Raw genomic sequence first — 16,838 nt, forward strand, 5'->3', positions numbered from 1 at the left:
CGAGAACATCTCATGACACAAGAAAATAACCCACTTCACGGTATCACTCTTCAAAAGCTACTGACTGAATTGGTTGAACATTACGGTTGGGAAGAGTTGAGTTACATGGTCAACATCAACTGTTTCAAAAAAGACCCGAGTATTAAATCTAGCCTAAAGTTTTTGCGTAAAACCGACTGGGCTCGTACCAAAGTAGAGCAGATCTACATCGACTTAAAGCGTTAGTCTCTCCCTGCGTTATCAGTCCCGTGTTGATTAAATACGGGACAACCCCTGTGTCTACTTTTTAGGGACCATATCACATCTCGCATCTCGCATCTCTCGTATCTCTCGTATCTCTCGTATCTCTCGTATCTCTCGTATCTCTCGTATCTCTCGCAGTATGTTACAAGCAATAAAAAGCCCCGCAAGCTTTCACTTGCAGGGCTTTTTTAGTTACTTGAGAAAAGGGCTAATTACTTACCAGCTTCTTTTTCTGCTTTAACTTTTGCAATCACTTCGTCAGCAACGTTAGTTGGACATGGTGCGTATTGTGCGAATTCCATAGAGAATTGGCCACGACCAGAAGTGATAGTACGTAGGTGACCGATGTAGCCGAACATCTCAGAAAGAGGTACGTCAGCTTTAATACGAACACCAGTAACGCCAGCTTGTTGATCTTTGATCATGCCACGACGACGGTTAAGGTCACCGATAACATCACCAACGTGATCGTCTGGAGTGAACACGTCAACGTTCATGATTGGCTCAAGAAGTTGCGCGCCAGCTTTAGGCATAGATTGACGGAATGCGCCTTTCGCTGCGATTTCAAATGCGATAGCAGATGAATCGACTGCGTGGAAACCACCATCGAAAAGTTCAACTTCAACGTCTAGAGTTGGGAAGCCAGCTAGTACGCCGTTTTCCATCATAGATGCGAAGCCTTTCTCAACTGCAGGCCAGAATTCTTTAGGAACGTTACCGCCCACAACTACAGAGTTGAACTTGAAGCCAGAACCTGCTTCGCCTGGTTTGATACGGTAATCGATCTTACCGAATTGACCAGAACCACCAGATTGCTTCTTGTGCGTGTAGCTATCTTCAATTGCTTGAGTGATAGTTTCACGGTAAGCAACTTGAGGAGCACCTACAGTTAGGTCAACGCCGTATGTACGCTTAAGGATATCTACCTTGATGTCTAGGTGAAGTTCACCCATACCTTTCAGGATAGTTTCGCCAGTCTCTTCGTCAGTCTCAACTTGGAAAGATGGATCTTCTGCAACCATTTTACCGATAGCGATACCCATTTTCTCAGAACCGCCTTTATCTTTTGGAGATACAGCGATTGAGATTACTGGAGTTGGGAATACCATTGGCTCAAGCGTTACTTGGTGCTTAGGATCACATAGAGTGTGACCAGTTTGCACGTTCTTCATACCAACGATCGCAATGATGTCACCAGCTTGTGCGCTAGTTAGTTCGTTACGGTCATCAGCTTGCATCTCAACCATACGGCCAACACGTTCAGTCTTGCCAGTGAATGAGTTAAGAATCGTGTCACCTTTGTTCAGTTTACCAGAGTAAATACGAACGAAAGTTAGAGCACCGAAGCGGTCATCCATGATTTTGAATGCAAGCGCTTTGAAAGTCTCATCTGTAGAAACGATAGCGTGTTCGCCAGTTTCTTCACCGTTCTCATCCATTAGAGGCTGAGGGTCAACTTCAGTTGGTGCTGGTAGGTAATCTACTACAGCATCAAGGATAAGTTGCATACCTTTGTTCTTGAACGCAGAACCACAGAACGTTGGGAAGAATGCGATATCACGAGTACCTTTACGGATACAACGCTTAACGTCTTCAATAGAAGGCTCTTCACCTTCCATGTAAGCTTCCATTAGGTCATCGTCTTGCTCTACAGCAGTTTCGATTAGCTCTTCACGGTATTGCTCAACGTCATCAACCATGTCCGCTGGAACATCTTTGATTTCGTAGTTTTCAGGAAGACCAGTGTCATCCCAAACGTATGCTTTACGGCTTAGTAGGTCTACAACACCAACGAACTCGTCTTCACGGCCGATTGGTAGAACCATTACTAGAGGAGTTGCACCTAGAACGTTTTTAACTTGGTCAACAACGTTGTAGAAGTCTGCACCCATACGGTCTAGTTTGTTAACGAAGATCAGACGAGATACTTCTGATTCGTTAGCGTAGCGCCAGTTAGTTTCTGATTGAGGTTCAACACCACCAGAACCACAGAATACACCGATACCGCCATCAAGAACTTTAAGAGAACGGTATACTTCAACTGTGAAGTCAACGTGTCCAGGAGTATCGATAACGTTTAGACGGTGATCGTTCCAAAAACAGCTTACAGCTGCTGATTGGATAGTAATACCGCGCTCAGCTTCCTGTTCCATGAAGTCAGTCGTTGATTCGCCATCATGTACTTCACCAGTCTTGTGGATTTGACCAGTTAGCTTAAGGATACGCTCAGTGGTAGTTGTTTTACCCGCATCAACGTGCGCGAAAATACCAATGTTTCTGTATTTCGATAAATCTGCCATTGTCTTACTCTGTTAATAGGATATAAAATGCGCGCAGAGTATATCACAATCTGTGAAGACTGATAGCTTTGCATGCATTTGGGACTAAAAAACTTTGCCTTTTTCTAACATATAGAAAAAGGCAATCTGTAGAAACAATCTAAATGATTGTTTAGTTTAGTGCTAATCTAAAGCGCAATTGGCGTTTTAAGTTAGACTGAATTTCTGCTGTATAGAGTAGCTGAAGTGAGCTCAATTACAACTCATCAAAAGCATTAATTGCTTCTGATAATTTTTTCACGCCGTGGATCTGCATTCCAGGAATACCACCTTTAGGCATGTTAGCCGCCGGTACAATCGCTTTCTTGAAGCCGTGTTTAAATGCCTCATTAAGACGCTCTTGCCCACTTGGTACCGGTCGAATCTCACCCGCTAGGCCTACTTCTCCAAATACCACCACATCTTTTGGCAATGCGCGATCTCTGAAACTTGAAAGTAGAGCCATCACCAACGCAAGATCAGCACTGGTTTCGGTTACTTTAACACCACCGACGACATTCACAAACACATCTTGGTCAGCCATTTGTAAGCCGCCGTGTTTATGCAGCACCGCTAATAACAACGAAAGTCTGTTCTGCTCTAGGCCGACAGCGACGCGACGTGGGTTAGCCAGCTGTGAATAATCCACCAGTGCTTGGATCTCAACAAGCAATGGACGAGTGCCTTCCCACACAACCATCACCGAACTTCCCGAGGTTTCTTCTTCACCACGAGACAAGAAGATAGCGGATGGGTTGCTGACTTCTTTTAGCCCTTGGCCTGTCATCGCAAACACACCCAGTTCATTCACTGCACCAAAACGGTTTTTGTGGCTGCGTAGCGTTCTAAAACGGCTATCGGTTCCGCCATCTAATAAAACAGAACAGTCAATAATGTGCTCAAGTACTTTTGGCCCTGCTAAGGTGCCGTCTTTAGTTACGTGTCCAACTAAGAACACAGCAACGTTATTCTGTTTTGCGTAGCGCGTTAATGCGGTTGCCGATTCACGAACCTGTGCAACACTGCCCGGAGAAGATTGAACATCCGCAACGTGCATAACTTGGATCGAGTCGATAACCATGATCTTAGGTTGTTCTTTTTCTGCAACCTGACAAATCTTATCCACGTTCGTTTCTGAGAGCATCTTTAGGTGCTCTTTTGGCAATCCAAGTCGAGACGCACGCATCGCGACTTGTTGCAGAGATTCTTCCCCGGTTACATAGAGAGTCGGTAATTGAGAAGAAAGCTGACACATGGTTTGTAATAGCAGCGTTGATTTACCGGCACCCGGGTTACCACCAATCAGGATCGCAGCACCCGGTACGACACCACCACCAAGTACGCGGTCTAGCTCTTTAAAGCCACTGCTAAAACGTGGGACTTCTTGCAGATCGATTTCTGACAGCGTTTGAACCGAAGATTCAGTTGCACCGCCCGCATAACCACTCAATCGTTCATTACGTGCGACCTGAGGTGAAGCGGCTAACCTAACTTCTGTAATCGTGTTCCAAGCACCACATGCATTGCACTGCCCCTGCCAACGTGGAAAATCGGCACCACAGTCATTACACACATAAGCTCGCTTTGCCTTCGCCATAAAACCTCAATAATTTACTCAATTACACAATGATGTTGTCAATTTGTGACTTATTTGACCGTACGGATGAAAATAAAAGTTGCAGTCATACCACTTATACTTAAAGATCGATTTAAACTAGTCGATAAAATAAACGCACCGTCCATTCTAACAAGAAAAGTATGCAGCAATCTGAAATTCTATCTGTAGCAGAACGTTTAATCCCGGCTTACCACGCCGAAGATTTCGAATTCCTTCTTTCTCAAATGACAGAAGGGGAATCGCCGTCTCTGAAGCTGCTCGTTAAAATGGAACTGAATCGTATCATGGCTCCGTGTACAAAGAGCATTGATTTACGCGGGCGTATTGATAATGAGTGTCGTCAGTTCACTCTCGATGGCCGTAAGCACTGGCTCGATGATATCGCTTTAAACGCATATCAACGTGGTACGAAAAAGTTTAAAGGTTACACAGAAGGCGCATGGGAGTTAGTAATGACTCCGCGAACTCAGCCTCTGAGCGTTGTTAAAACATCTTCTCAAGGTAACCACGACATTACTAGCGCCAATAGCCCGTACGAAGCGGAAGCTATTAACCTAGGTTACGACTTAAAACGCCAAGAGAACAGACTCAAGATTAGCTCGCAGGTCGAGATCACCACATCGAAAGGGCAAAGCCTACATGGTGTAACGGTTGATATCTCCCCGTCGGGTGCAAAGTTCAAAGTACCGAGCGCCTTTCGATACAACCTCGGCGAGATCATCAGCGTTAAGTTCTCAGAGCTTATCGAAAAGTCCCAAGAAAACGATGTTAACCAAGCGGTTGAATTTCGTGTTTTGGGTATCGACGAATCTTATGAGAACAACGCGGTCAAATTTCTAAGAACCATCAAGGTAAGCGACAACAATATTGTGGCTCGCTTACTCGATGAGTCTTTAAATAGCACCAGTAAGAAAACCAGCCATGAGAATCAAGATAGGATTATTCGAACTCGTACTCGAGGAATCGAACATACCTATCTAAAGCATACTTGTAACCTACCCCTGTTTTTCAGCGGCAGCGAACTAAAGCTTGCCCTACTGACGGATAACAACCATCCATTATGGCAATATTGGCACGACGAACGAAATCAACAAGCGCTGGGTACCCTGTTCAACGAGCAACGTATGAACCTGTTGGCGAAACCAGGAGTGAAGGGAACCAGTAACGTTATCTACTCTTTTACCCATGAACACCAAAACAAGACCTTGTTCTATTCAATGATGCTGCCTGAAGCCTCTCGTGAACAAAGACAGCTGTTCTGGCACATCGGTGGCAAACGTAAAAGTTGGAAGGCGTTCAAGTTCTCGGTTTTCGAACTTTCAGACACTGAGCGACAAGCATTAGCTAAACACTCGGATACGCTGGCTCAAAGCTCAGCTCAACTGACGCATTGCGGAATCTTGCAAGAGATTGGCGATCACGAAAGTGCGGCGGACTATCTTCTGAGTGAAAAGCCACGCATTCCAAGCAGTGAATTGAACCGCTTCCGTCACCCGCGTACTGTCGTCGGCAATATTCAAAGCATCTACTTTGACTCTCAGACTCGTCGTAAAGAGCCGAGATACCAATTTAAGTCACCGTTGCAACTTACATCACAAGATGGCGCAGCGGCGAACGGACACACCTTAGATATTTCGAAGCGTGGACTGAGCATTAGCCTTGAACACCCAATGGTACTCAAGATTAATGATCCGGTATTAGTGAACTTCAATGAACTGCAGCTCTATGACAAGAACCTGCCACTGAGCACAGTGCCTTACCACGTAATTCGAGTGAGTCCGAATGGTCGCAACGTGCAGTTGGTTATTGCCGAGAACGCCAAGACAATGCGTACCATCGCTTTCCTTAATGGGCTTATCGATCAAAACCAAAGTAAGCTGATTAAGAAGCAAGAGATACTGCCAACACATTCGCTACTCGAATCACTGCACAACATTTTGTTGAGCAAGATGGTCAGTAACCCAATATTCATTGATAAGCCAAGTTCAACGCTGCGCTGTAAGATCATTGGTGTGAATTTCCCACTGAATAAGCATCTAACGTTACTTGCTAAACTTGGTCACAACCAAAAGTTCTCACTCGAGCCAATCTTCAAGGGTCACACCAACTCACTGTTGGCTGAGCCACTAAAAAGAATTGAAGGTGCGGAGCCTAAGCATCATGACGTGTACATTGCTGCAGTGAAGTTTGGCGACAAAATCCAGTCGGTACACACCAAGTTGGTCAAAGACTTCGCCTCAGCAAAGGAACGCATCTTATTCATCAAGAAAGCGCAGCACTTAGGTGATGTGTATGTATTGCGAGTCACCACGGCACCTATCTTTAATCCGCTAACGAGTTTATTCCAGTCGGATTTAGAAGAGCTTTCACGCATCAGTATGCATCAAGCTAAGAAGCTAGAGAATGAGGTGACGGCGTTTATCGGTTATGGCGAGATAGAGGACATTACCGATGAAGTGCTGATTCGATTGGAGCTAACACGCTAGCCTCGAGTGGCGTATTAACTTAAGCATGAAAATTGAAAAAGCAGGCTGATAGCCTGCTTTTTTTGTGTCTGAGCCACTATTGCTAAATAAGATACATCGCCAATAGCACTTAGGTAGAGCCCCTAAGGTTTCGCTTGCCAGCTGATCTTCTGTTGCTTAGCCAATACACCCGACAAGATACACAGCACACCGCCTAAACCTGAGTAACGAACAGCAGTTTGAGCTTGCTGCTCTACTTTTGGTTTTGCGTGGTAGGCAATGCCTAAACCTGCAGAGCCCATCATCACCAAGTCATTGGCACCATCACCAACGGCAACGGTATTATGTAGTTCCAATTCGTACTCTTCAGCCAACTCTACCAAGATATCCGCTTTGGTCTGCGCCGAAACAACATCGCCTAAGACTTCACCCGTCAACTTACCGTTGACGATCTCAAGCGTGTTTGATTGAGCATGGTCTAGATCAAGGGTATCTTTCAGGTAGTCAGAGAAGTAAGTAAAACCGCCTGATGCAATCGCCGTTTTCCAGCCAAGCTTATTTAGAGTATTCACCAGCCCGACCAAGTCTGGCATGAATGGCAATGACTGACGCACTTGCTCTAATATCGATTCATCCGCACCTTTCAGTGCTCCTACTCGCTGGCGTAGGCTCTGTTCAAAGTCGAGCTCGCCTTGCATTGCTCGTTCTGTGATTTCAGAGACTAACTCTCCCACTCCAGCTAGCTTGGCAATCTCATCGATGCATTCAATTTGAATCGCTGTGGAATCCATATCCATCACGATCAAACCTGGCTTAGATAAGTCTGGGACCTCGCTAAGGCAAGCATAATCAAGCTTTAGCGCTTGGAGGATTTCTTCGTGTGCTGGCGTTAGATTGCCTGACATCAAAGCCACTTCATAATGCCCAACCTTCCACGTATCGAGGATGGTGTTGTAAGTGCCAGTGAAAAAGTCGATGTCATCGAAAGATTGTGGAGATAGGTACTCACCAAACACAATCCAATTGGCCTTGGATTTAGCGAGTTGAGAAGCGAAACGAGTCTCGGGGAGTCGAGTTAATAATGTCGTATGCCTTTTTATCGGCAGATATTTCTGAGCGTCCATGTGTATGATTCCTAATTAACTATGCTAAACGTTAACCTATTGCAATTTGAAAACGCAAGTCTCAATATGTCTTAATCATAACATTTGTTTATTTCAGGCTTCGTGAAACATGAATGAATCATTGTTCTCAATACGTAACGCTTTACGAATGCTAGCCCTCATTTTGTTGGCTACCATGTTCGTTGTAACGATTAAAAATACGGTCGTGATCAGTAAAGGTAACGAGAAGATCCAAGCAAAACAGTTGGAAACTCTTACCAAGCTGCTTATCTCTCAGGCATCACTTTCAGCCAGCAAGATGATCACGCAACAAGACCAAGAGCGATTGCTTGATCTGACTAACCAGCTATCTCAAGACCGACTGGTGTTCGATACCACCATCTATGATGCAGAGGGTATTCGACTGGCTTCGAGCGAAAAAGCCCTCTCGGTACGTGAGGTTCTTGGCTTAGATACACCACTTTCAACAGCAAGTATCGGCAGACAACAGTTAGTTGAACCTATTTATTCTCCAGAGAAAACGATCATCGGCTTTATTCGAGTGACTTTTGAAACCGGTAAGATGACGGCGATTTCTGATCACCACTACCGCAAAAGTGATCGCTACATGATCGGTATGGTGTTGATGGGGTTTGTGAGTGGCGTGTTGTTCATCATGCTGATTCGCAGAAGACCAACTAAGTCTGGTGAGAACTTACTATTGAAAAATGTAAGCTCATAAACACACTAGGCTGACAATAAATACTAGACTCAGAATAAATACAGCAATCCAATAAAAAGCCCCGACGCTCAGGCAGCAACGGGGCTTTTTGTTATCTGTTAACTTATCAAGCTAAGACAAATCAAGATTATTCTTGGTCACCAAGCAACACTGAGTCTAGTGCGATAACCATCATGTCGTTGAAAGTCGTTTGACGTTCATCTGATGTCGTTTGCTCACCAGTCTTGATGTGGTCAGAAACAGTACAGATCGTTAGAGCTTTTGCGCCGTATTCAGCACATACACCATAGATGCCAGCCGCTTCCATCTCTACGCCAACAATGCCGTATTTGTCCATTACTTCGAACATCTCTGGATCTGGCGTGTAGAACAGCTCAGCCGAGAACAGGTTACCGACTTTTACGCCGACACCGAGAGCTTTGGCTGCATCTTCTGCCGCGCGCACCATTTTGTAATCCGCAATAGCCGCAAAGTCATGATCTTTAAAGCGAATACGGTTCACTTTAGAGTCAGTACATGCGCCCATACCGATCACCACATCACGCACTTTGATATCTTCGCTCACTGCACCACAACTGCCCACACGAATGATCTTCTTCACACCAAAGTCTTTGATAAGCTCAGTCGCGTAAATAGAACAAGATGGAATGCCCATACCGTGTCCCATTACCGAAACCTTACGACCTTTGTAAGTACCGGTGTAACCAAACATGTTGCGAACGTCGCACACTTGAACCACTTCTTCTAAGAAGGTTTCAGCGATGTATTTAGCACGTAGCGGATCGCCTGGCATTAAAACTACGTCAGCGAAATCACCCATTTCAGCATTAATATGTGGAGTAGCCATTGAAAATATCCTTAATCTCAAAACAAAAAAAGAAGAGAGAAGTTTCCCTCTCTCTTCGTTAACTATTATAGAAAGCTTGTACCGTGTCCCATTGGCGATGTACCAAAGTATGACGCTAAGCTTTGACCGATATCAGCAAATGTATCGCGACGGCCTAAAGAACCGGCTGGAACCTTCTGACCGTAAACAATCACAGGGATGTGCTCACGAGTATGGTCTGTACCTGGCCATGTCGGATCACAACCGTGGTCAGCCGTTAGGATAAGCACATCATCTTCTTTCATCATATCGATGATTTCATTGATGCGACCATCGAAGTACTCAAGTGCCGCTGCATAACCAGCAACATCACGGCGGTGGCCGTAAGCTGAGTCGAAATCAACGAAGTTAGTGAACACGATAGTGTTGTCGCCTGCTTCATTGATCGCTTCTTTGGTTGCTTCAAATAGCGCAGGAATACCTGTTGCTTTGGTTTTCTGAGTGATGCCACAACCCGCGTAGATATCAGAGATCTTGCCGATTGAGTGAACGTTACCGCCCTTCTCATCAACCAACTTCTGAAGAATGGTGGCTGCAGGTGGCTCAACAGAAAGATCACGACGGTTACCAGTACGTTCGAATTGACCTTTACCTGGGCCAATGAACGGACGAGCGATAACACGACCAATGTTGTAGTCTTCTAGCTCTTCACGAGCAATCTGACAAAGGTCTAATAGGTTTTGCAGGCCGAATGTCTCTTCGTGACAAGCGATCTGGAAAACAGAATCTGCAGAAGTATAGAAGATAGGCAAGCCAGTCTTCATATGCTCTTCACCTAGGTTATCTAGGATTTCCGTGCCAGATGAGTGGCAGTTACCTAAGAAACCAGACAGGCCTGCACGCTCAAGGATGCGGTCAGTCAGTTCTTTTGGAAAGCTGTTCTCTTTGTCGGTGAAGTAGCCCCAGTCAAACAGTACAGGAACACCCGCAATTTCCCAGTGACCTGATGGCGTGTCTTTACCAGAAGACAGCTCAGCAGCGTGACCGTAAGCGCCAATGATCTCAGCGTCTGCATCCATACCAGGAGCAAAGCGACCTGTAGACTCTTTGTGAGCCATCGCTAGACCTAGCTTAGACAGGTTTGGCAATGTCAGTGAACCTTTACGATCTGCATTGTCTGCAAGACCTTGGTCACAATGATCTGCGATGTGGCCCATAGTGTCAGAACCTACATCACCAAATTTGTCTGCATCCGCTGTTTCACCGATACCGAATGAATCTAAAACTAAAATAAATGCTCTTTTCATTTTCTTCACCAACTTATTGCTCTTTGCACCAGAACTCTGTTTATCGGTATACGCGAGGCATACCGATAACGGTTATTTACACGTCTTCAGAACGAATCTGACGGTAAACGTCTGGCGTTGCTGTATATTCTCCGCCCACAGTGATTGCATTTTGTAATGCAGTTGCAGCTTCTTGCCACTGTTGTTCGTTGCGAGCATGAATCATTGCTAATGGCTTATCTTCACTTGCTACTTCACCTAGGCGAATGAAGTGATCAAAACCGACTGCGTAATCAATGCTGTCAGTTGCTACACGACGACCGCCGCCCATACCAACCACAGCCATACCAATTGCACGAGTATCCATTGCTGATACCACACCGCTTTCTAACGCGTACACTGGCTTAATAATGTCTGCTTTTTCTAGGTAGTTATCGTAGTTCATTACGAAATCAACTGGACCACCAAGGCCCGCTACCATTTTACCGAAGCACTCTGCTGCCTTACCGTTATCCAGTACTGCCATCAGTTTTTCGCGCGCTTCGTCTGAGTCTTTAGCTAGGTTACCGAGCACCAGCATTTCAGCACACGATGCTAGAGTGATCTCTAACAAGCGAGGGTTACGGTATTCACCCGTTAGGAACTGAACCGCTTCACGAACTTCTACTGCGTTACCCGCTGAAGAAGCCAGCACTTGGTTCATGTCCGTTAGGATTGCTGTTGTTTTAGTACCCGCACCGTTTGCTACTGCAACGATAGATTTCGCTAGCTCTTCAGATGCTTCGTAAGTCGGCATGAATGCGCCTGAACCTACTTTTACATCCATCACTAGAGAATCAAGGCCCGCAGCCAGTTTCTTAGATAGGATTGAAGCCGTGATCAGCGAGATGTTATCGACTGTTGCTGTGATATCACGAGTTGCGTAAACACGCTTGTCAGCAGGAGCTAGATCGCCTGTTTGACCGATGATAGCCACGCCAGCATCTTTCGTTACTTCACCGAACACATCGTTGGTTGGTGTAATGTTGTAACCCGGAATAGATTCCAGCTTGTCTAGCGTACCGCCAGTGTGGCCTAAACCACGACCAGAGATCATTGGAACGAAACCGCCACATGCTGCCACCATTGGGCCAAGCATCAGAGAAGTAACGTCGCCAACACCACCAGTAGAGTGTTTATCAACGATTGGGCCATCAAAGTTCATGTGGCTCCAGTCAATCACCATGCCTGAATCACGCATTGCACACGTTAGTGCGATACGTTCTGGCATCGTCATTTCATTAAAAAAGATAGCCATTGCGAATGCGGCAATTTGGCCTTCAGAAACCGTGTTCTTAGCCACACCTTGAATGAAGAAGTTAATTTCTTCAGCTGTTAGGACTTCACCGTCACGTTTTCTGCGAATAATTTCTTGAGGTAGATACATTAGTGCCTCCCAAACTCTAGTGAGTATGGTTTGTAGGGAAAAGAGGTAATATGGAGTGGCTTGACGCCACTCCATCAAACAGACTTATTATGTTCAATACTCTAAATATTTGGCGTTGCAGTTAGGCGACCAGTGAGTTCATTCCTATGAGCATAGAGGCTCTATGTGATTAGGAGGAACTTACGCAGTCAACAACGCTGCGGTGTCAAATATGACGAGTAAATTAGTATGCTGCTGGATCAGCAGTCTGGTCTGTCACTTCTAATGTATTAAGAAGGTTAGTTAGTAGGCTTGAAGCACCAAAACGGTAGTGCATGTTGTCTGCCCACTCAGCGCCTAGTAGCTCATCAGCCATTGCTAGGTATAGTGCTGCATCTTCAGCAGTACGTACGCCACCAGCTGGTTTGAAACCAACTGTTTTAGCAACGCCCATGTCACGGATAACTTCAAGCATCATGCGCGCGTACTCTGGAGTCGCGTTTACTGGCACTTTACCTGTTGAAGTTTTGATGAAGTCTGCACCTGCTTCGATACAGATTTGAGAAGCTTTCTTGATTAGTGCTTCTTCTTTCAGTTCACCTGTTTCGATGATCACTTTAAGCGTGATGTCACCACAAGCTGCTTTACACTGTTTAACTAGCTCAAAGCCAACTTCTTCGTTGCCAGCAATAAGAGCACGGTATGGGAATACTACGTCAACTTCGTCTGCGCCGTACGCTACCGCTGCTTTTGTTTCTGCAACAGCAATTTCGATGTCGTCATTACCATGAGGGAAGTTAGTTACAGTCGCAATGCGTACTTCTGGAGTACCTTGCTCACGCAACGCTTTCTTAGCTGCTGGGATAAAGCGAGGGTAAATACAGATTGCAGCGGTGTTGCCTACTGCAGTCTTCGCGTCATGACAAAGCGCCACTACTTTTTCAGTAGTATCGTCGTCATTTAGCGTAGTTAGGTCCATAAGTTTAAGTGCACGTAGAGCTGCTGCTTTTAAATCGCTCATTTCTATCTCCGATCAATATATTCAAATAGTTAACTACTTCGCCCTCCATCCAGTATAGATGGATATTTTAGTAATGCTCAGTAGCCACAAATGAACGGACTTGGTTCCCTGAAGACTTGATAACTTTCGCTACCAATTGCAATCCTTGTCACCGCACAGTACCAGTTTGGTCTATGGCACAACAAATCAGTCATGTTGTGTCTAACATCTATAGCGTATCGCTAATTTTGGCTTAATCCCAGAAGAATAACGTTCGAGTTGATTTCGAGGTTACTTTCTTGCCAACAGAGACATCCTATCCCTTTAGCTTATACATTATAGGTATCCATCAATAAATTGTAGTGCTCCTTAGAACGCAAACGGTTTGTATCTCAAAAAAACATTCTAGACCCTACATCGAATCTAAGCATAAGCGCGTGCATATACTAAAAACGGCAGGCCTAAAAACAAAAAAGCCCCGCAGCAATTTCTTGCTACGGGGCGATATTATTATGGCGTCTATATATCGATTTCTAACTAATTAGAAAGACAGGAAGAAGCCAGCAATTGTTGCTGCCATCAGGTTAGATAGAGTACCAGCAATTACCGCTTTAACACCCATACGTGCGATGTCGTGGCGACGGCTTGGTGCAATACCACCTAGACCACCTAGAAGAATCGCAATTGAAGAAAGGTTTGCGAAACCACATAGTGCGAATGCGATGATAGCTTGAGTCTTCTCAGACATCACTTGACCAGTTGCTGCAACAACTTGAGCGTTTTCACCAACGTATGGTACGAAGTTTAGGTATGCAACGAATTCGTTAACAACTGTCTTCTGACCAATGAAAGAACCAGCGATAGTTGCTTCTTCCCATGGAACACCAATGATGAATGCTAGCGGTGCGAAGATCCAACCTAGAAGAAGTTCTAGAGTTAGGTTTTCCATACCGAACCAACCACCGATGCCACCTAGGATACCGTTGATTAGAGCAATTAGACCGATGAATGCTAGTAGCATTGCACCAACGTTAAGTGCTAGTTGTAGACCAACTGATGCGCCACCTGCTGCTGCGTCGATAACGTTAGCTGGTTTGTCATCGCCACCGTCCATTTCGTCAGCGATGTTGTCGTCTGGCGTATCTGTTTCAGGCTTGATGATTTTAGCGAATAGTAGACCACCTGGTGCTGCCATGAATGATGCTGCTACAAGGTACTCTAGAGGTACACCCATAGATGCGTAACCCGCTAGTACACCACCAGCTACAGAAGCCAAACCACCACACATTACTGCGAATAGTTCAGAGTTAGTCATTTTAGGAACAAATGGACGAACAACTAGAGGTGCTTCAGTTTGACCAACGAAGATGTTTGCTGCTGCAGACATAGACTCGGCGCGAGAAGTACCTAGAGCTTTCTGAAGACCACCACCAAGAACTTTGATTACAATTTGCATAACACCAATGTAGTAAAGTACAGAGATAAGTGCAGAGAAGAAAATCAGAGTTGGTAGTACTTGGAAAGCAAAGATGAAACCGATACCGTCAACTGAGAAGTTAACTAGGCTGCCGAATAGGAAACCAGTACCGTCTTTACCGTAGTCGATCACGTTTGCTACACCAGCAGAGAAACCTGCAAGTAGATCACGACCCCAAGGGATGTAAAGTACGAATGCACCAAGTGCGAATTGGATAGCGAAAGCGCCACCCACTGTTCTTAGATTAATAGCTTTGCGGTTGTCAGATAGTAGTACTGCGATTGCGATCAGTGCAACCATTCCGACTAGGCTCATAAACAGGCTCATAGTTTATGACTTCCTTATTAGTTATTTATTGGCGTGTTACAAAATGGGGCTATAAAGCGGAGGCAATTATACTCATGCGACCACTAATAAAGTAATGCCGTCCTCACACTTTCGTAGAAGATTCATGTACCATTCACACGCAAATGTGACCCAAATCACAAGCTCAGTGCAATTTACGCAAACGATAAACAAAAACCTTCGATTTTATTCACATATACCGAATGCGCGATGGCTATTTTGCCAAATTTGCGTTGCAATCGATTGCTTTGGCTCTTTTCTAAGCAAAAAAAGTTCATTTAAGATCGTAACTAAATATTTGGAATGATTAACATTTCCTTGGTTTCCATACATGGGCATGTCCGGAGCATCCGTTTCCAATACCAGACATTCAAGGGGCAATTTTGCGATGGTTGTGCGTGTTTTTTGCGCTCTTGGGTAAGTTATCGTTCCACCGACGCCAATATAGAAACCGAGCTTGATCCACGCCAAAGCTTGCTGTTCACTCCCAGAAAAACCGTGAATCACACCACCTAAGGTGAACTTATGCTGCTTTATTAGCTCGATAAGTCGGTTGTAAGACTTCCTCTCATGGATGATTAAAGGCAGGTCAAACTCCTTGGCAAGTTCCATTTGCTGGATGAAAAAGCGCTCTTGTTTCTCTCGTTCAACGTCCACAAAAAAGTCGAGCCCGCACTCACCTATCGCGACACATTGGCTGTTTTTTGAAGCGAGTAATTGGCTAAGTTCCGAAAATTGTTCGTCATTGGCCGGTTCTAAAAAGTAAGGATGGAAGCCTAATGCATAGTAAATATTGGGGTGAGATTGAGCGATTTCATCGAGCTTCCTCCAGTTACGTTGGCCGATAGAAGGGATGATTAACTTCTCGACTTGCGCTTGTTTCGCTTCTTTAAGATAGCCATCAATAGTTTGATCAGGTGTAAAACCTTGCTCAAACGCCTCAAAATCCGCGTGGCAATGAGTATCAAACAGCGGAAAGTCACTTATTTGCTGTGTCATTTTCCCTAATCTCCATTTGTTTCCCTTGAGGATCACGACGATAAGCAACACAACTGCGCTTGTTCTCAGGCGTTAAGCCAAGCTCTTCACACCACTTATCATATCTTTTAACCCAAGTTTTTATCCAACCCAACATACTTACCTCAAGTCTCAACCTAAAAAGCGCAAATGCATAAATTAGATTTATACATCAACACTAGCTGGCTATATTGTTGAAAATCTCACCACAGCGAATAATAAACGCACTTGCCAAGGAGGCATTGATAGCAAGACGCTCCATTCAATAACGAGATCCTACTTTATGAAAGTATCACTCTTAGCCATATCAATTTCTAGCGTATTAGCAGCACCTGCTTTTGCTTCTGCACCTCAAGTTGACGTAGAACTAGCAAACCAACAAACACTTCAACTTATTGACGAGCAGATGAACGCTATCGATGCTTCTGTTCAGTATAAATTAAACGAACAATATGCCAATGCTACTCCAGGCACGACAGCTACAGTCGATGATGTAACTTACGAAAAACAATCTAACGGTACCTGGGCTGCAGTTGGTGCCGCCTCGGCTGCGTTGGTTGCAGGGCTGTTAAGTAGTTCTTCATCTTCCAGTTCATCTGACAACGGTAATACAATCCCAGAGCTTCCAGTCACTACTTCAATGGACAGTGTTGGTACATGGAAAGTCGCGGATAATGACAGTGGATATATTGTGACTCTTGTTGGGCAAGAGGTTTATGTTGATTCAAGCAATGTGACACTTCACAACGATGGCACAGCAATCATTGTCGTGAACGATCGCAAACTTATAGTAGGAATCAATGGAGATGAGCTTTACCGAGTAGATCAAGTTACTCGTCCAGAAATGAATGAGCCAACATTTCCGGGAGAGCCTATCGAACCTGGTATTCCTACAGTTACTCCTGGAACCAGTGAAATGGATTACGTCGCAGAATTTATTGGCATAGATGGTATGGACTACTTATTTGAAGTAGACGGGGAGACCGTGCGCGT

The 16,838-nt window shown here is 44.9% G+C and carries 13 protein-coding genes and 1 pseudogene; 4 read left to right on the forward strand and 10 right to left on the reverse strand.

The window, feature by feature from the left end:
• Positions 1 to 12 precede the first annotated feature (12 nt).
• Positions 13 to 225 carry a VF530 family DNA-binding protein gene (locus AB6F11_RS00930; protein WP_017106559.1) on the forward strand — a complete coding sequence of 71 codons (213 nt, stop codon included), beginning with the start codon at positions 13 to 15 and terminating at the stop codon, positions 223 to 225.
• Between the two features lie 230 nt (positions 226 to 455).
• On the opposite strand, the gene fusA is transcribed toward AB6F11_RS00930, so the two are convergent.
• Both fusA and radA read right to left on the reverse strand, forming a co-directional pair.
• Complete coding sequence (gene fusA / locus AB6F11_RS00935; RefSeq protein ID WP_017058825.1) at positions 456 to 2,543, reverse strand: elongation factor G; 2,088 nt, start codon at positions 2,541 to 2,543, stop codon at positions 456 to 458.
• Positions 2,544 to 2,778: 235 nt separating this feature from the next.
• Positions 2,779 to 4,158, reverse strand: a complete 1,380-nt coding sequence (radA, locus tag AB6F11_RS00940) for a DNA repair protein RadA (protein ID WP_017063288.1) — start codon at positions 4,156 to 4,158, stop codon at positions 2,779 to 2,781.
• 161 nt (positions 4,159 to 4,319) lie between these two features.
• Here radA and AB6F11_RS00945 point away from each other — a divergent pair, with 161 nt between their 5' ends.
• Positions 4,320 to 6,665 carry a PilZ domain-containing protein gene (locus AB6F11_RS00945; RefSeq protein WP_017066978.1) on the forward strand — a complete coding sequence of 782 codons (2,346 nt, stop codon included), beginning with the start codon at positions 4,320 to 4,322 and terminating at the stop codon, positions 6,663 to 6,665.
• A gap of 122 nt (positions 6,666 to 6,787) precedes the next feature.
• On the opposite strand, the gene serB is transcribed toward AB6F11_RS00945, so the two are convergent.
• Positions 6,788 to 7,768: a phosphoserine phosphatase gene (serB, locus tag AB6F11_RS00950; RefSeq protein ID WP_102393182.1), complete on the reverse strand. Its 981-nt coding sequence runs from the start codon at positions 7,766 to 7,768 to the stop codon at positions 6,788 to 6,790.
• Positions 7,769 to 7,877: 109 nt separating this feature from the next.
• Between serB and AB6F11_RS00955 the strand changes: the two genes are divergently transcribed.
• The gene (locus AB6F11_RS00955; protein WP_076655999.1) at positions 7,878 to 8,489 is read left to right on the forward strand and encodes a YtjB family periplasmic protein; all 612 of its coding nucleotides are present in this window, start codon (positions 7,878 to 7,880) and stop codon (positions 8,487 to 8,489) included.
• Positions 8,490 to 8,616: 127 nt separating this feature from the next.
• On the opposite strand, the gene deoD is transcribed toward AB6F11_RS00955, so the two are convergent.
• The 7 genes from deoD to AB6F11_RS00990 form a co-directional block, all read right to left on the reverse strand.
• Positions 8,617 to 9,336: a purine-nucleoside phosphorylase gene (deoD, locus tag AB6F11_RS00960; RefSeq protein ID WP_017063285.1), complete on the reverse strand. Its 720-nt coding sequence runs from the start codon at positions 9,334 to 9,336 to the stop codon at positions 8,617 to 8,619.
• 65 nt (positions 9,337 to 9,401) lie between these two features.
• Positions 9,402 to 10,622 (reverse strand): phosphopentomutase, encoded by a 1,221-nt coding sequence (locus AB6F11_RS00965; RefSeq protein WP_017068223.1) that lies wholly within the window; start codon positions 10,620 to 10,622, stop codon positions 9,402 to 9,404.
• 76 nt (positions 10,623 to 10,698) lie between these two features.
• On the reverse strand, positions 10,699 to 12,027 hold the full coding sequence (gene deoA / locus AB6F11_RS00970; protein ID WP_017063283.1) for a thymidine phosphorylase: 1,329 nt from the start codon (positions 12,025 to 12,027) through the stop codon (positions 10,699 to 10,701).
• A gap of 223 nt (positions 12,028 to 12,250) precedes the next feature.
• On the reverse strand, positions 12,251 to 13,027 hold the full coding sequence (deoC, locus tag AB6F11_RS00975; RefSeq protein ID WP_010436196.1) for a deoxyribose-phosphate aldolase: 777 nt from the start codon (positions 13,025 to 13,027) through the stop codon (positions 12,251 to 12,253).
• Positions 13,028 to 13,547: 520 nt separating this feature from the next.
• Positions 13,548 to 14,810, reverse strand: a complete 1,263-nt coding sequence (locus AB6F11_RS00980) for a NupC/NupG family nucleoside CNT transporter (protein ID WP_017058833.1) — start codon at positions 14,808 to 14,810, stop codon at positions 13,548 to 13,550.
• A 204-nt stretch (positions 14,811 to 15,014) separates the two neighbouring features.
• Complete coding sequence (locus AB6F11_RS00985) at positions 15,015 to 15,827, reverse strand: TatD family hydrolase (protein ID WP_102393181.1); 813 nt, start codon at positions 15,825 to 15,827, stop codon at positions 15,015 to 15,017.
• On the reverse strand, positions 15,808 to 15,963 hold the full coding sequence (locus AB6F11_RS00990; RefSeq protein WP_240698143.1) for a DUF5363 family protein: 156 nt from the start codon (positions 15,961 to 15,963) through the stop codon (positions 15,808 to 15,810). The genes AB6F11_RS00985 and AB6F11_RS00990 overlap by 20 nt, the downstream gene beginning before the upstream one ends.
• Before the next feature lie 165 nt (positions 15,964 to 16,128).
• Here AB6F11_RS00990 and AB6F11_RS00995 point away from each other — a divergent pair.
• A pseudogene (locus tag AB6F11_RS00995) lies at positions 16,129 to 16,838 on the forward strand (hypothetical protein); the annotation flags it as partial.

It is taken from the genome of Vibrio sp. 10N.247.311.14 (assembly GCF_041467715.1).
Classification (GTDB): domain Bacteria; phylum Pseudomonadota; class Gammaproteobacteria; order Enterobacterales; family Vibrionaceae; genus Vibrio; species Vibrio crassostreae_C.

Coding starts and splice junctions, on each gene's coding strand:
- AB6F11_RS00980 (WP_017058833.1), bottom strand. CDS start 14,810: ATGAGCCTGTTTATGAGCCTAGTCGGAATGGTTGCACTGATCGCAATC.
- fusA (WP_017058825.1), bottom strand. CDS start 2,543: ATGGCAGATTTATCGAAATACAGAAACATTGGTATTTTCGCGCACGTT.
- deoA (WP_017063283.1), bottom strand. CDS start 12,027: ATGTATCTACCTCAAGAAATTATTCGCAGAAAACGTGACGGTGAAGTC.
- AB6F11_RS00945 (WP_017066978.1), top strand. CDS start 4,320: ATGCAGCAATCTGAAATTCTATCTGTAGCAGAACGTTTAATCCCGGCT.
- deoC (WP_010436196.1), bottom strand. CDS start 13,027: ATGAGCGATTTAAAAGCAGCAGCTCTACGTGCACTTAAACTTATGGAC.
- radA (WP_017063288.1), bottom strand. CDS start 4,158: ATGGCGAAGGCAAAGCGAGCTTATGTGTGTAATGACTGTGGTGCCGAT.
- AB6F11_RS00930 (WP_017106559.1), top strand. CDS start 13: ATGACACAAGAAAATAACCCACTTCACGGTATCACTCTTCAAAAGCTA.
- AB6F11_RS00990 (WP_240698143.1), bottom strand. CDS start 15,963: ATGTTGGGTTGGATAAAAACTTGGGTTAAAAGATATGATAAGTGGTGT.
- deoD (WP_017063285.1), bottom strand. CDS start 9,336: ATGGCTACTCCACATATTAATGCTGAAATGGGTGATTTCGCTGACGTA.
- AB6F11_RS00985 (WP_102393181.1), bottom strand. CDS start 15,827: ATGACACAGCAAATAAGTGACTTTCCGCTGTTTGATACTCATTGCCAC.
- AB6F11_RS00965 (WP_017068223.1), bottom strand. CDS start 10,622: ATGAAAAGAGCATTTATTTTAGTTTTAGATTCATTCGGTATCGGTGAA.
- serB (WP_102393182.1), bottom strand. CDS start 7,768: ATGGACGCTCAGAAATATCTGCCGATAAAAAGGCATACGACATTATTA.
- AB6F11_RS00955 (WP_076655999.1), top strand. CDS start 7,878: ATGAATGAATCATTGTTCTCAATACGTAACGCTTTACGAATGCTAGCC.